Genomic DNA, 15,923 nt, shown 5'->3' with positions numbered 1-15,923 from the left:
AGTTATTTCATACCTTTCAAATATCTATCCGCGCGGAGCATCCCTCAAAAGGCTTCAAAAACTTTTTGGTTCAGGTGTTTCAAGAAGCCTTAAAGAGCTTCAAGCATTGGGCTACGTTAAACTTGCCGATAACATAAGAGTGAAAAGTTACAGAGAACTGGATTTTTATACACCATTTCCCATTGAAATTCCCACTACCCCAACTCCGTCACAAAAGGAAATATTGGATGACTTCTTCAAAAACAAGCCAAAGGTTTCACTAATCTTTGGCGTGACGGGTAGTGGAAAAACCCGCCTGTACTCTTGGATAGTTGAGGAGTTTATTAAAGTGGGAAAATCTGCCCTTATTATGGTACCGGAAATTGCTTTAACACCTCAAATTTTTAACTATTTCAGTAATATCTTTCGTGGAGAGGTAATGTTTTATCATTCTCGCCTTTCAGATTCGGAAAGGAGATGGGTATTTAAGCAAGCCAAGGAGGGTAAAAGAAAAATTCTTATAGGTCCACGCTCTGCACTTTTTGTACCCTTGCAGAATTTAGGAGTTATAATCATTGATGAAGAGCATGACACATCTTATAAAGAAAGTGAAAAAATACCTGCTTACCACGCCCGAGACGTGGCAATTAAACTTGGAGAAATACTGAACATCCCCGTTGTTTTAGGAAGTGCCAGTCCTTCTCTCGAGTCTTATTACAACGCTTTAAAAGGCAAAATCGCTTTTTACAAGCTAAAACAAAGGGTACCACATTACAAGGTTCCACAAATAGAAATCATAGACCTCAAAAAGGTAAAGGGAGAATATATCCTCTCCCCCGATTTACTCAACGAAATAAACAAAACCTTACAAAAAGATAGACAGGTTATCCTTTTCATAAATCGAAGAGGGCACTCCACCTTTTTAATGTGCCTTGAGTGTGGTAATATATTGCAGTGTCCCGACTGCTCCGTAAACGCAGTATATCATAAAACGGATAACAAAATGCACTGCCATGTATGTGGTAAAACCTTTGACATACCGGAAATCTGCCCTTCCTGTGGTTCAATAAAACTTCAGCTTCGGGGAACTGGAACCCAAAAAGTCGAAGAAGCTATTTCCAGGTTCTTTAACGACCTAACGATAAAAAGGCTTGACCTTGACTCATTCATAAAGGAGGGGGTCAACCAGAATAGTTTCCGTGAGTTCTACGAAGGCAAGCTTAAACTACTCGTAGGAACAAAAATGGTTGGTAAAGGTTTTGATTTTCCGGGCCTTGGTCTTATAGGTGTAGTAAATGCCGATATCGGACTCGGAATGCCTGATTTTCGCTCTGAGGAAAGAGTCTTCCAATTACTTCTTCAAATTGCAGGTAGAATAAGAACAGGTGGAAAGGTATTAATTCAAACTTACAATCCAGACTCAAGGGCAATAAAATTCGTTAAAGAATTAAATTTTGAAGGCTTTGCGGAATCTGAGCTCTTGGAAAGGGAGAAATATGGCTATCCTCCCTTCTCCTATTTAACACTCATTGAACTCTCTGGTAAGAAGATGGAACAAATTGTTGAAGAAGCAGTAAAAATTAAAGAAAAGATAAATTCTCTTGGAATTGAAGACCTACAAGTCATGGGACCTGTCCCATCACCAATTTCAAAAAGGGGCGGAAATTATTTTGTAAGACTAATTATAAAATACTACTCAAAAGAAGTGGTGCTACAACTCAATTTTCTTAGAGATTATAAGACATCATCAAACATCAACTTAGCCATTGACGTTGATCCTCAGGAATTAGTTTGATTTTGACACCTTTAGCGGTGATCCCGGTGATAGTGCGACAAAATATATACCCGGCCTTACCACTTTCCCTTTGGAATCCCTTCCATTCAAAAAGCCTCCTATTAACACCTTGACAACCTTACTATCGGAAGAAATAATCTGGAAATCGTTGAAATCAAAAAGAGACCCGAGCCATTAAAATCAAAGTTTTTTAAGCATCACTATCCCCCAGAACCGCCAATGCTTCATCCCACCTCTTTTTAAATCCCCCAGTACACTTCGGATAACTATGCATTCACAACAATTACAATATTCTCATCACTCTCTTGATTTCCATTATTACTCAAATTCATAGAGTTAGTTATGGTGATGACCTGTAAATCACCATAAATTTGTGATGTAAAAGACTATAATTTGGGGGGTAAAGGGGCCGCTTCCAACGGTATCTCTTAAATGCTGAAATCAAGAATAAGTATGACCAATATCGGAAGCATCATGAACTCCGCGATGGAAAACCGAAGCCACTTCCTCAGCAAGATCTCTTCTTTTGTATGCAAAAATTAAATGCCCGATAGAATAGGAATCACAATTAACAAATTGAAGCAAATATTGAACGGGGAGGTTTTGTAGAGGAAAATAAGACCATATAGAGTCTTATTCCACAACAAATATGGGTTCAGAACAAACATCGTACTTTCTATTGTCTCTTCTTGAATTCAACATATCAGGTACATCTTCCGTGGTTCTTCACATTTGATTATACTCTTCCAAATAGCACCTGGCAATGACACTGCTTTTTAAAATAAACACATTCTCTGCTTTAAAACTGGTATAATATGTAGCGTTATAACTCCCCTTGTTATGGGAGACGAAATCGATTCTACTACGGTGTCTCTATAAACCTGGTAGAAATATAATCCAGAGAATCCCGTGGCCCTTCAATAAATCCCACAAGTTTAATGTCTAAAGTATATAAACTCAAGATACCCAGTGTAAAGGAAAAGCCAATATTACGTTAAAGAATTTTCTCAGTTCTTTATTTGACCACCAATATTCTCTTAAATTTTCCCTTTTCCCTATCTCGTAGGAAATAAAAACCTTCTCTTACACAATTGACCTCACCGCCATAAACGTCAAAAACTCTGACGTCCCTACCTATTCTCCATTAAAGCCTTCTCTTACCCCCGCTGAACTCTCAATTAGCCACAATGTGGCGTTTAGAATTAATACTGAGTCGCTGTAGTTGCCCCAATTGTTATAAAGATTATCACCTGGGTTACCCGTTCCGTCATCACAAGGAGAGGAATCTCCCAACCCGACAAATCTTCCACTTACATAGTAGCCTTAGCAAAACATGATACTGTCTATATCTCTTGCGGAACCCGGTACCCAGACAAGCCCATAAACTTGTGGAATTTAAACTGGGTATTATAGTTATACACGTACCTCTCCAAAAACCTATTGATTCAACGGTACCAAAAGACCCTTTGTAAATGGCATTACCTTCATCTCTTGAAATATTTGACGATTGACCAGTCCAACTGTTTGGCCTTTCACCTTCCACATTGAAATGAATTCCAAGATGATTTTCGAAAGCGGCATTAAAAACCCTGAGGGAATCCCAACCATCATTATCCCTATCGGAGGAATAGTGGTCAGCTACCATAAAAAACCCCCTCCATTCTCAATAAAATTTAATATCGCGTTTACCTCATCAATACTTAGAGCATTTTGAGGTTTAACCATTACGAAAACATCAAAATTTGACAGGTTGAAAGGATTGTTAACATTACCGTATGTAATCCCGAATGTTTGAGTTAAAGTAAAGACTTGATAACCAGAGCGATAAAGGGCATAGCCCAAAGACGAAATGGCTCCATCCCAAGAAGTTGGAAAAGTTGGAGTTGATGGGAGGGGATAAGGATAATCGTGATCTACAACCCAATCTGCATTGCCTGCAGTTTCATTTTTCGTATAATCAAAGAGAATTAGAGCGGACCAACAGAAAGATAAAGAAAGAAAAATAAACCAAATACAACCATCCTCATGGGTTCCTTTAGTTTAACTGGTCATTGGCAAACAATCAAATTAGTAGGAGAAAGGTAAGCAGTGAAATTCAAAAAAATTACGTTATAATTTAAAAATCCATGAAAAAAGAGGTCCTTTTTATTAGTACCGCTTTCCCCAGACATGAAAATGATGTAATCACCCCGTGGCTGGTGAAATTAATGGAACACCTTGAAAACCGTGGTTTCACCTTTACAGTTTTTACTTCCTCTTACAAGGGTTTAAAACAGAGAAAATTTAAAAATTTCAAAATTTACAGGTTCCGATATGCTCCAGCAAAGGCAGAGTTTCTAACCCATGACACGGGTGTTTATGAGAAATTGAAAGAGGGAGCCATTTATAAAATTTTGACATTGTTTTACATTCTCTTCGGTTTGAGTAATGCCGTCTATCTTGCTCTCACAAAACATTTTAAAATCGTTCACGTCCACTGGCCAATGCCCCACATAATTTTTGCGATGCCGTTTAAAATCTTTCAAAATTCAAAGGTTATTTCCCAATTTCACGGCTCGGAAATTGGTATGCTGGAGAGATTTAACAAAATCTTAAAAAAAATTTTCATATGGTTAATCAACACCTTCTCCGATCAGGTTATTACCAATTCATCATACAACAAAGGCAGGCTCATAAATCTTGGTATTCAAAAAAATATTGAGATAATTCCCCTTTCTAACCCGCACTCCACAGAATTAAGACTATACGTGAAAAAAGACAAAATATACATCCTCTTTGTCGGCAGATTCGTTGAAGTCAAAGGCCTACCCGTTCTAATAAAAGCTTTTGCAGAGATTGTCAAAAAACATCCATCCGCTGAATTACACCTTGTGGGGGACGGTCCTCAGAAGCCAGAACTCATAAAAATTGTTAATGAGTTGAAACTGGAAGGTAATGTAAAATTTCAAGGGTTTTTAGTTGGAAAGCCCTTACTTGAAGCCTACAATCAAGCCACTATCTTTGTACTGCCTTCCATAAAAACCAAAACCGGCGAAACCGAAGGATTGGGCGTAGTCTTAATTGAGGCCCTATCTCACGGAGTTCCAGTTATAGGTTCCCGAATTGGCGGTATCACGGATATTATAATAGATGGAAAGACAGGTCTTCTCTTTGAACCCGGTAACCACTTCGAACTGGCAGAGAAAATAACATTGCTTATTGAAAACCCTGAACTTAGAAAAAAGCTTGTAGAAGAAGGGCAAAAGCACATTCTTAAGAACTTTTCCTGGGAAAATATTGCGGGAAAGATGGAAAAAATTTACATGACCTTAATCACCCATCCATGATTTCCCCCACCATACTTGAATTATCTTCGGCTATTGAAACCAGCCTTATTTTTCTGACCTCACCAACCTTTAAGTTCTTAGAAAGAATCTTAACTTTTATGTAATTATCAGTAGTGCCTTCAAAAACGTCCCCTTTCTGATTTTCAACAACCCAGCCCATTTCTCTTCCAAGATTCTTTTTTAAAAAATCGAGCTTTTTACCCTTCGCAATAGGCAATAGAATATCCTTCCTCTTCCTGACTGTTTCAGAAGGTAATGGTTTCATTTTGTAAGCTTCTGTCCCTTTTCTTCTCGAGAACTCGAAAATATGAAGGTACGCAAAAGGAAGCCTCTCTATCAAATCAACTGACTTTTCAAAATCCTCATCATTTTCGGTAGGGAAACCCACGATAATATCAGAACCTATTGCAATTTCAGGGACATTTTCCACCAGCTTTCCAATAAGTTCTACATAATAGTTCAACTTATAAGGCCTTTTCATTTCTCTCAACACTTTTTCTGACCCATGTTGTAATGGCAGATGAAGATGAGGTAGTATAACTTTTGTTCTTAGAAGTTCTATAATGTCCTCATCAATATGAATTGGTGAAATTGATGAGAGTCTGAGTCTTAGATCGGGAAATCTCTTCTTTATCTTCATAGCTAAATTCGCAAGCCTCTTTCCCCACTCTCGTCCCCAAGCTCCCGTTTGAATCCCGGTTAGCACCACTTCCACAACACCGTTTCTATATAAACTTTCTACTTCTCTCAGAATCTCGTCCTCAGGTCTCGATCTTGATGGACCTCTGACTAAGGGTACAACGCAATAAGAGCAGCGGAAGTTACAACCTTCTTGTATCCTGACGTTTTCTCTAACCCTCAGTAAAGGTCTAATTAAATGACCCGGGTCTTTCAACCCCAAAATATCGAGAATATCCTTCAGGTTACCGGCAGCGTATACATCAATTTCCTTTTCATATTTTGGATAACAACCGAAAACTACAATTTGGGCCGAGGGTGACAATCGTTTTATGTGGCTCAAATAGCGTCTTAGATCCCTCTCTGCCTTGTGTGTAACAACGCAACTCGCAATAGCAACAACATCCGCCTTTTTCTCTTCCTTTACTAATTCAAAACCACTTTCAATTACTGAATTTGCAAAATAATCAGCGTAATATTGATTAAGCCTGCATCCAAAAGATTTTATGAAGAACCTCAAAGGCCTTATTTACCCGTTTTCTACTCCTCGGGCTCTTCCATTATATGTTTGAGTTCTTCAAGCTTCTGGAGCTCTTGCCTTAAAATTTCGCCGAGGTTAAGTCTTACCGGTTCAGACTTAAATGTTGGAGTAACCGCCTCTCCTGCTTTTGCAGCAGCTTCTTCCTTTTCCTTTGCTCTGTAAAAATCCTTTTCAGAAAGCAAAATTCTCTTCTTTGCAGGTTCTACCCTAAAAACTTTTAAGTTTAATTCTTCACCAACTTGATAAACCTCAGCGGGCTTACCTTTCCTTTGTAGCTGGTTAACAGGGACAAAACCTTCAAGAGCTCCTTGAATCTCAACGTACACACCTCTATCGGTAATCTCAGTGATCACTGCCATAACCTCTGTACCTGGAAGAAGAGTCTTCTCAATCTCATCCCAAGGATTGGGCCTCGTGTGCTTGAGACTAAGCATTACCATTCTTCCCTTTTTATCTGTGGCAAGAACCTTGAAACGCAGTTTCTGACCCTTCCTCAGTGCCTCTTCGGGTGACTTGTACTTTTTGGTCCAGGAAATATCACCGATGTGCAGATAACCCTGAATTCCATCTTCCAGTTCAATAAAAGCACCTTGGTTGTCAAAATCCTTTATTGTACCCTTCACAATGCTACCCACGGGGTATTTCTCATCTATCATTGACCAAGGGTCCGGGGTAGCCTGTTTCATACCGAGTGAAATCCTCTGCTTTTCCACATCAACGTTGAGGATTACCACATCCACCTTATCACCTTCACTAACCATCTCCGAGGGATGAATAGGAGGTTTACCCCACCTCATCTCAGTGATATGAACAAGACCCTCAACGCCCGGCTCCAGTTCAACGATAACACCAAAATCCAGAATCTTCTTAACGGTGCCTTTATGGAGTGAACCGAGTGGGTATTTGCTTGCGACTTTTTCGAAAGGATGGGGTTGAAGCTGCTTATATCCCAAAGAAAGCCTGTTGTTTTCAAGATCAATATCCAGAACCTTCACCTTTATAACATCACCAGGCTTTACTATGCTTGAGATATCGTCCACCCTGGTCCACGAAAGATCGGATATATGAATCAGGCCGTCCACACCACCGACATCAACGAAGACTCCAAAGTCTGTAATATTTTTCACTACACCTTCTAAAATGTCACCAACTTTCATTGACATGAGTTTCATCTTTTGATTTTCCAGTTCCGCCTCTATCACTTCTTTCCTTGAAACTACTATATTTTTCCTCTGCCTATTGAGCTTGATAATCTTGACCTGTATCGTCTTTCCAACGAAGGAGCCTATGTTCTTAACCTTCTTTACATCAATCTGGGAACCTGGCAAGAAGGCATCCACCCCGAAAACCTCAACGATAAGCCCACCCTTTATCTGTCTGAGAACCTTCGCTTCAACGATTTCCTCGTTTTTAAACGCCTCATTGATTCTATCCCAAACCATCAGAAAATCTGCCTTATGCTTGGAAACTATAGTACGGCCATCCTTCCCATCAATGGCGTCAATGTAAACATAAACCTCATCGCCTGGTTTTATATCCGGATCTTTAAATTCCACTCGCGGACAAACACCCTCCGACTTCGTACCAATGTCTATGAAAACTTCTTGTGGTGTAACTTTTACAACGGTACCTTTTACTATTTCCCCTTCCTTTGGCACAACTATACTCTCTTGCAAGAGTTGTTCAAACTCACTGTCCTGCATCAACCTTTCCTCTGCCATATCCTCCTCCTCCCAAAAATTTTTTAATTTTCTCATAAACTTCCTCTACCATCTCAGGGGGTGTTGAAGCACCTCCCGAAACTCCTACAGATTTAACATTATAAAACCAATCCTCTGATAATTCATCAGAAGATGAAACAAGATAAGCTTTTTTGCAGTTTCTTGATGCTATCTCAAAAAGTCTTCGCGTATTTGAGCTATTCTTCCCTCCCACAATTACAATAACCTCTACCTCTTTTGATAACTCCTCAACCTGCTCCTGCCTTTTCTGAGTAGTATTACAACGGGTATTGGCAAAACGAACCTCGCTGGCCTCCTCAACAAGCTTATTTATAACATCCTGAATCACATCAAGCCTTGAAGTAGTCTGGGCGACGACTCCAACCTTTTTGTTCCTTATAAGATCATCACTTAAATCCTGAGAAGAGGAAACCACGATGGCATTTCCACCCGTATGTCCAACAATTCCGACAACCTCTGGATGGTCTCTCTTCCCTATCACAATAACGACATAACCCTCTTCGTAAAACTTCTTTGCCCACTTCTGAGCATTAGAAACAAAAGGACAGGTGCAATCGATTAAATCTTTCCCTAAGGACTTTGCCTTGTCGTATATCTCGGGTGGAACTCCGTGAGTTCTTACAAGAATTAAATTCTTTTTACTCTCTTCGATGTTATTAACAACTTCAACTCCTTCTTTTCTAAGCTGGTCAACCACGTACTCATTGTGGATTATAGGGCCAAGGGAGTCAAAACTCTTACCCTCTTTTAAAATTCTTCTCGCAATTTCAAGGGCTCTTCTCACGCCAAAGCAAAAACCGTATTCTTCGGTTAATTTAACCTCTGGCATAAAGCTCTCTCATCCTCCATTCTATATCCTTTGTTAGTTCCTTAACTGGGTGTTGGGAATTACTCCTATAATAAACGGGAAGAATGGCCTTACCAAACCTAATTCTCAACATTCTCTTTCCGGTAATCCAGTCAAGTACCTTGCCCTTACTCTCGAACAAAAAAGCTGGAATTATAGGCACATTCATTTTCAGAGAGAGCAAGGCTGCACCTTCCTTAAGAGGCAACAAGAATTTGTTTTTCGTTCTGTTTCTTGTACCCTCCGGAAAAATAACAAGGGCTTTACCCTCCTTTAGTATGTCCATGGCTTTTTTCAAGCCAGAAAGAGAATTTTCCCTATCAATAGGAATTGCATTGTAAAAAGAGATTAGCATACCAAAAGCCTTTACATTCTCAAAAAGTTCTTTTTTTGCAAGAAAATGTAACTCTCTGGGAGATGCAAATCCTACAAAGGGAGGATCCCAAAAGGATGTGTGGTTTACACAAATGATACAAGGTCCTTTCTTAGGGATGTTCTGACTCCCAAATACCTTAAACCGAAACACAAATTTAAAAGGAATGTAAAGAAGAATTTTTGCCAGAATCCACTTTAAACTCATCTACGAAAGGCTGAAACGCCTTTTTACCTCCTTTAGAATCAAATTTACTTGTTCCTCAATAGAAAGATTTGTTGTATCTAATATAAAGGCATCTTCAGGGATTTTCAAAGGAGCATAGTCTCTCGTTGAATCCATCTCATCTCTTTTTTTTATTTCTTCGAGGATCTTATCAAAATCTGCTCTAATTCCTCGCAACTCCAATTCCTTTAGACGCCTTCTTGCCCTTTCTTCTGGTGAAGCTTTCATAAAGACCTTTAGGTCAGCATCGGGTAATACAACCGTACCTATATCTCTCCCTTCTATCACGACTCCGCCTTTTTGAGCCATCTTTCTTTGTAATTCAACCATTTTCTGCCTCACGAAAGGGTACGCCGAAATAACCGATACTACCTTATCCACTTCAGGAGTCCTTATACTGGAAGACACATCCTCTCCATCAAGGTAAGTTCTGACCTCGTCATTTATAACCTTCTGGTCAATTCTTACACCTTCAACAACCTTTTTTACTGCTTCCCCATCGGCAGGGTCTACCCCTTTCCTTAAAACCGCAAGGGCAACCGCTCTGTACATCGCCCCCGTATCAACGTGAAGTAAACCCAGTGCTTTAGCAACAAGTCTTGCAGTAGTAGTTTTCCCCGCACCAGCAGGACCATCTATCGCTATCTTCAAATTTGGTTTCATCGCTAAAAGTATAATTAAGAGAACTCGTGTATTCAATAAAGTGCTCTAAATATGAATTAAGTATTTTATTAAAAACGTTGGACCTGTCAATTCGAAACAGTTGCTTTAATATTTACTGCTCTAAAAGGTGAGAGGTATGACAGAAGAAAAGCTAAAGTTTATGAAAATGGTTCTTGAGATGGCTGAAAAAAATGTCAAAGAAGGACGAGGTGGACCTTTCGCCGCTATCATTGTAAAAGACGGTAAAATAGTCGGAAAGGGAACCAACCTGGTTACTTCAACAAATGACCCAACAGCACATGCAGAAATAGTTGCCATAAGAGAGGCCACCCGAAATCTGAACACCTTTAATCTCCACGGGACGGAAATATACACCTCCTGCGAACCATGTCCTATGTGCCTCGGGGCTATATATTGGGCAAGAATTGACAAAATTTACTTTGCAGCTACAAGAGAAGACGCTAAAAATGCAGGGTTTGACGACCTCGAGTTCTACGAAGAAATTTGCAAGAAGCCAGAAGAGAGAAAAATAAAGATGATAAGACTGGACCTACCTGAAAAAATGAGGCCTTTCGATTCATGGATTAAAAAAGAGGATAAAATACCATATTAAAGCTAAAGGTTAAAAAACATCCCCTTGATTAGCCATTTTGGGGATAAAAAAGATGAACTAAAAGACTTATATCAAGTTAGAGTATCTCCATCTAAACAGAATACCGTATCTCAATTCTATAAAGCCTTTTTGACATCCATCTTTCACCTATTATAATTCATTTGTTCTTTGGAATCGTCCGGATGAGGGGAAGTGGGTGAAAATCCCACGCTGCCCCCGCAACCGTGAGTGGCTTCAAGGCCTCCCTCAGAATGCCACTGGGGAAAAGGGTGAAAGCTCTTTCCCTGGGAAGGCGAGGAAGGTGCCACGAGCCGGGAGACCCGAATCCGGATAGGTGAAACCCACCCCCGGGGTGAGGGGAAGGAGGTTTAGATGCAATTTTTACTTTTGTTTGTTTCTATCTTGCCGTTCTTTGAAATTCAGGATACTATTTACAGCTATGCCGTTTCCGGCAGGATTTATTCCCGTTTTCAGATTCCTTTCAACTATGCAATAAAATCCTTTACTTTCAGTAATAAACCAGTTTTCTCAAATCTTCTAATTTTTCAGGGGTACAACCTCTCATCTCCCTCCTTAGGTGGCACATCGACCGAGGAGAACCTTCTCCTTTTTGACGGAATTCCACTAATAAATCCCATGCTGGGTTATCAAGAACTCTCAATAATTCCCAAAAACCTGACAGAAATGTTGGAAATAATACATAGTTCAAGTCCAATTAGTGGACTTGCAGGTATTGGTGGAACTGTAAACTTAATTCCATCAAATGAGCCACTGAAAGTGCAATTTTCCAGCCTTAGAAAGGCGATAAATCTCGGCTTTGTTAACAACAAGAGCTTTACCTTAACTTTTTTCTACGAGTCCTTTGCGGATTCTTTTCCCATAAAGTACGAAGATATAGATCTCTGGGTAAAGAATACTCACGATGAAAAATTTGGATTTTTTTCAAAATTTAAGGCAGGCAATATCCTTTTTATAAAGAGAAAAGCTGGAGCACCAGGGCCCCTGGGAAGTTTTTCAACAGGGGAGCGTTACGAGTTCCTCACGGGCACTAATTTTAACTTTTCTCTTGTGCATTTTAATCTCGAACTCTCTTCTACTTACACTTCTCAAACCTATAACTCTTCAGGTTTTTCTGACTTGCACAAAACCCTATTCCTTAGAGGGGTTATAAAAGGGGAAAAATTAGAAGTAGGAACCCACATATATGGTGCAAATTCTACCAAAATCGGCAAGCGCATTATTAAAGAAGTCTTTGGTAAAGCCCTTTTTATAAGAAAATTTAATGGCAGGTTTGAATTATGGTCAACCTTCAACCTTAAATACAATCATACTTTCAAAACCATATCCCCAAACCTCGCCATTTCTCTCAGCAGCAAAATAAATTCTAACTTGTACAACTTCCTAACCATTTCTTTAAATCACAGAAATCCCACTTTGAATGAACTTTACTGGCCTGAAGACAACTTCGCACGCGGCAACTCAGAACTTAAACCCGAGAGTTCACTGAATCTGGACGCCGGCCTCCGCAAGATCACGCCGAATTACTATGTAAATTTATATTGTTTCCTCAAAAAGATAAAAGACGGAATTCTTTGGATCCAAGAAGACAAGTATATGCCAAAAAACTTTGCGCTCTTGGTCCATAAGGGCGTCGGCCTTGAAACAGTTTTAAAACCCCGAAAAGGGCTTTATTACGCAGAATTTGACCTAAACTTACAAGACTCCAGATTAAACGGAACCCCTTTCTTTTACAGGCCAACATTGACTTTAAACGGCATTATTGGGATTGGTCCGGTAAATATAGAAATTAGCTATATTGGAAAACGTCCAGAAAGAGCAAATAGTCCAAAGATGTTACCTCCCGTATATTTAATAAATCTTTCAATCAGTAAAAACGTTGTCTTCGGGAATAAAGAATTTTTTTTGGAGGCAGGTACAGAAAACCTTTTAGACATAAATTATGAAATATTAAGGGGCTTCCCTAACCCCGGCCGGGAGATATTCTTTGAAATCACCATAAAAAGGAGGAGGTAGTATGCACAAAAAAACAATAGGTATTGTCATAATTGCCGCTCTATTAAGCCTTTCCTCTTGTAAAAAGGCTGATGAATACCTACCCGTACTTAAAAACTATCTCGTCATCGTAAACACCCTTTCTGAGACAGTCTCATTTTATGACATGGATAAGGACACTCTTTACGAAGATATATTAACAACGGGGAGAACCCCCAACGATCTATTGACACTTGGCACTACAGGAATCATTGTAAATTCAGGTTTTCAAGGAGTTCCTGCGTTGGATATAATCGACCTATCTCAGATGCAGCTTTTAAGTAGAAAATCTCTTCCCATAGGCTCAAACCCTTACTCTATCGCCTATATGAATGGGAATTATTACGTTACATTAGCGGCTAACAATATGGTTTATGAGTTAAACCAGAATTTTTTGCCTGTTGATTCCTTTACCACTGGTAACTGGCCAGAAGGAATAACCACATATAATGGTAAAATCTTTGTCGCTTCGACGGGATTCAACATACAGGATTATACCTACGGTGATGGCTATGTTTATACAATTCAGAAGAACACGGCTGGCTTCTCCATTGATTCCATTAAGGTCGGCAAAAACCCTCAAGTACTGAAAATAAGAGATAACAAACTCTGGGTATGCTGCACAGGAGATTATGGAGGCAATACAGGCGCCTTTTACATCTTAAATCCTTCTACCCTCACAATAGAGGACTCAATAAAAGTGGAATTTTATCCTGGAGATTTTGAAGTATTCTCAAAAGGAACTTTGATCTTTACCGACTTTATGAATGGTATTTTCCGAATACAAAACAATTCCATCCTTGACACAGTAATGATAATTTATGGGGCATCCAGAATTATCAAAGATGGAAACACAGCCATTGTATCGATCTTCAACGCATCTGATTCTAATTACATTTTCTTTGTAGATGTCGACAGCAATACAGTTTACAATCCCATAAATGCTGGACTGGCCAAAGGGGTTGGACCCATAGGAATTTATAGAGAATAGGAGGTCAACCTGAACCTCGACTTTGAAAACCCTCTGATAAAATGGTACAGGGATTTTACAAAAAAGAGGGCAGAAATCGTTGAAAAGAATCGTCTTGTAAAGCCATCGGAGATAACCAAGTATTTCACGTACAAGAATATGAAAGTGCGAGAACCCGATTTCTGCCCTCTTTACAAAACCAGCGAAAGGTGTCACGAAATGGCCGAAGAAGAATTAAACTGTTTCTTCTGCGGATGTCCTTTTTTTGATTACGGACTGTGGGATGAGGAGCATAAAAAATTTGGGGGGTGTAAAATTAATTCCCCTTACGGCACGAGGAATGAATATGGTTACTGGGACTGCTCCAAATGCCTGATTCCCCATCGTAGCCAATTTGTAGAAAATTTTCTTAAAAAGGAATTTAAGATCTGATTTTACCCCCCCTTTCTGCCCTTCCATAGAACCTTTACGCCAGCAATTTTTAAAATTAGAGAAAGAACAAAAACAAAAGTAAAAAACAATGAATGTAAAGGCCACAGTATAATATCAAGTAAATTGGCTGAACCAATTTCTTTAAGAGCAAGAAAAACAAAAAAGAGGTAAGTAAGATAGGCAAAAAGGAACAAATAAGAAATTAATGTCCATCCTTCTAAAAAAACCTTGCCTTTTAGCATAAAGGTTAGCATAAAGGAGGTCGCAACTATTCCAACTACTTGCAGAATAGAGATAAAGGGGGCTTTAGCAGCTCCTTCCGAAAAATTTTTTACCCACCCAAAGACCAGACTTTTTATGCCATATTCATACATTCTATAACTAACTAATCGATTATGGGGCAAAGTAAGGACCTGGATACCCCTTTTTTGCAACTCCACCCCAAGGTCTAAGTCTTCAACAATACTATCTTTAACCAATGAATGCCCTCCTGTTTCCTCATAAAGTTTCTTAGGAAAGAAAATACAAGGCCCGAATAAACCATAAGCAAAATGTGCACTTGAATCGAGTTGTTTCCCAAGAATCCCCAGTAAAGAAACGAGATTAAAGAAAAGTGAAAAGTGTTCATAAAATTTAACAACCTTGTGGTAAGGTTGAATAGAAAATACGGTTGTATCAGATATTTTTCCACCAATTTTCTCCAAAAAATCTTCCTTTAAAACCACATCGGCGTCCAAGAAAAGCATAACATCACCTTTTGCCTCTCTTGCACCGATGTAACACGCATAACTCTTGCCTGTCCATCCTGGAATTAATTGGGCATGAATCAACTTTACATCATAACTAAGAGCAATTCTGTGGGTGTTATCTTCGGAACCATCGTTTACTACTATAACTTCAAGGGGACGCTTTGTTTGATTTTTAATGGATTCAAGAAGCCGTGGCAATCTTCTTTCTTCATTCCTTACGGGTATGATTATAGAAATTGAAGTCTTCTGAAGTTTTGGAAGGGATTTTTTCCTGTAAAATTGAATCACTTTTAATAGTCCAGCTAACGAAAGTAAATAAAAAAATACATCAACAATCAATTTCATCAAAGCTTCAAAAATTTAATCTTTTCTTAACGGTTTAGCAGATAGATTGCAAGGTTTATTACCGTTGCAAACGTTACCCACAAAAGGTAGGGCACAAGCAAATACCCTGCAACCCTTGAAACCCTGAAAAACAGAATTATGTTAAGCAATATTACAAACCACAAAACAACAATTTCTATTAATGCCGTAAGTGGCGATCTGAGGCCAAAGAAAAGAAGAGACCACAACAAGTTAAGGACAAGTTGCAATGCAAAAATACCAATTACTAAGGTTCTATTATGTCCAAAATTATTCAACCAGACATAATAAAAGGCAAGTCCCATTAGTATGAAAAGTAGTGTCCACGCAGGCGCAAAAAGCCAGCTTGGGGGAGTAAAGGAAGGCCTGTTAATCTCTTTATACCAGGTATTGACAGAAGACGATGTAAATAGGCTCCCAATAAACCCTACCAGCAGCGGAATTGCTACTGATATTAATAATTTTAAACCCTTTGGCATATCCACCTCCTTACCATATTGAAAAAATTTAATGCAAAAAACATGTAATAACAAAAGCGTAAATATTAACGTATTTAAATGAAATGCGAAATTTAC

14 protein-coding genes and 1 riboswitch are annotated in these 15,923 nt (G+C 39.0%); of the genes, 6 read left to right on the top strand and 8 right to left on the bottom strand.

Annotation, left to right across the window (positions count from 1 at the left end):
• The coding region (gene priA / locus QMD82_07000; protein MDI6851663.1) for a primosomal protein N' at positions 1-1,774 on the top strand (1,774 nt) is incomplete at its 5' end.
• A 1,270-nt stretch (positions 1,775-3,044) separates the two neighbouring features.
• Here priA and QMD82_06995 read toward each other — a convergent pair.
• Positions 3,045-3,419, bottom strand: a complete 375-nt coding sequence (locus QMD82_06995; GenBank protein MDI6851662.1) for a hypothetical protein — start codon at positions 3,417-3,419, stop codon at positions 3,045-3,047.
• A 481-nt stretch (positions 3,420-3,900) separates the two neighbouring features.
• Here QMD82_06995 and QMD82_06990 point away from each other — a divergent pair, with 481 nt between their 5' ends.
• On the top strand, positions 3,901-5,100 hold the full coding sequence (locus QMD82_06990; GenBank protein ID MDI6851661.1) for a glycosyltransferase family 4 protein: 1,200 nt from the start codon (positions 3,901-3,903) through the stop codon (positions 5,098-5,100).
• Here QMD82_06990 and QMD82_06985 read toward each other — a convergent pair.
• The 5 genes from QMD82_06985 to cmk are packed head-to-tail and all read right to left on the bottom strand — an operon-like array spanning position 5,087 to position 10,169.
• Complete coding sequence (locus QMD82_06985) at positions 5,087-6,298, bottom strand: MiaB/RimO family radical SAM methylthiotransferase (GenBank protein MDI6851660.1); 1,212 nt, start codon at positions 6,296-6,298, stop codon at positions 5,087-5,089. The two genes, QMD82_06990 and QMD82_06985, sit on opposite strands and share 14 nt — an antisense overlap.
• A 20-nt stretch (positions 6,299-6,318) precedes the next feature.
• A complete protein-coding gene (locus tag QMD82_06980; GenBank protein ID MDI6851659.1) occupies positions 6,319-8,040 on the bottom strand; it encodes a 30S ribosomal protein S1 in 1,722 nt (573 codons plus the stop codon).
• Positions 8,009-8,890, bottom strand: a complete 882-nt coding sequence (locus QMD82_06975) for a 4-hydroxy-3-methylbut-2-enyl diphosphate reductase (GenBank protein MDI6851658.1) — start codon at positions 8,888-8,890, stop codon at positions 8,009-8,011. The genes QMD82_06980 and QMD82_06975 overlap by 32 nt, the downstream gene beginning before the upstream one ends.
• Positions 8,877-9,488, bottom strand: coding sequence for a lysophospholipid acyltransferase family protein (locus QMD82_06970; protein ID MDI6851657.1), 612 nt, complete (start codon positions 9,486-9,488; stop codon positions 8,877-8,879). The genes QMD82_06975 and QMD82_06970 overlap by 14 nt, the downstream gene beginning before the upstream one ends.
• The gene (cmk, locus tag QMD82_06965) at positions 9,489-10,169 is read right to left on the bottom strand and encodes a (d)CMP kinase (GenBank protein ID MDI6851656.1); all 681 of its coding nucleotides are present in this window, start codon (positions 10,167-10,169) and stop codon (positions 9,489-9,491) included.
• Positions 10,170-10,305: 136 nt separating this feature from the next.
• Here cmk and QMD82_06960 point away from each other — a divergent pair, with 136 nt between their 5' ends.
• The 4 genes from QMD82_06960 (at position 10,306) to QMD82_06945 (ending at position 14,236) form a co-directional block, all read left to right on the top strand.
• Positions 10,306-10,782: a nucleoside deaminase gene (locus QMD82_06960; GenBank protein ID MDI6851655.1), complete on the top strand. Its 477-nt coding sequence runs from the start codon at positions 10,306-10,308 to the stop codon at positions 10,780-10,782.
• Between the two features lie 155 nt (positions 10,783-10,937).
• Positions 10,938-11,125, top strand: a riboswitch (cobalamin riboswitch).
• 29 nt (positions 11,126-11,154) lie between these two features.
• The gene (locus QMD82_06955; protein ID MDI6851654.1) at positions 11,155-12,816 is read left to right on the top strand and encodes a TonB-dependent receptor; all 1,662 of its coding nucleotides are present in this window, start codon (positions 11,155-11,157) and stop codon (positions 12,814-12,816) included.
• 1 nt (position 12,817) lies between these two features.
• Positions 12,818-13,825, top strand: coding sequence for a hypothetical protein (locus tag QMD82_06950; GenBank protein ID MDI6851653.1), 1,008 nt, complete (start codon positions 12,818-12,820; stop codon positions 13,823-13,825).
• A gap of 138 nt (positions 13,826-13,963) precedes the next feature.
• Positions 13,964-14,236: a cysteine-rich small domain-containing protein gene (locus QMD82_06945; protein MDI6851652.1), complete on the top strand. Its 273-nt coding sequence runs from the start codon at positions 13,964-13,966 to the stop codon at positions 14,234-14,236.
• Between the two features lie 2 nt (positions 14,237-14,238).
• Here QMD82_06945 and QMD82_06940 read toward each other — a convergent pair whose 3' ends face one another.
• Together QMD82_06940 and QMD82_06935 are read right to left on the bottom strand one after the other, a co-directional pair.
• Positions 14,239-15,330: a glycosyltransferase family 2 protein gene (locus QMD82_06940; GenBank protein ID MDI6851651.1), complete on the bottom strand. Its 1,092-nt coding sequence runs from the start codon at positions 15,328-15,330 to the stop codon at positions 14,239-14,241.
• Between the two features lie 26 nt (positions 15,331-15,356).
• Entirely contained in the window at positions 15,357-15,827 is a 471-nt protein-coding gene (locus tag QMD82_06935) for a tryptophan-rich sensory protein (protein MDI6851650.1), read from the bottom strand.
• Between the last annotated feature and the right edge of the window lie 96 nt (positions 15,828-15,923).

The organism is bacterium, assembly GCA_030019025.1.
Classification (GTDB): domain Bacteria; phylum Hydrothermota; class Hydrothermia; order UBA1063; family UBA1063; genus UBA1063.
Note: the sequence above shows the minus strand (reverse complement) of the source record. Positions and strands in the feature narration are given on the sequence as shown.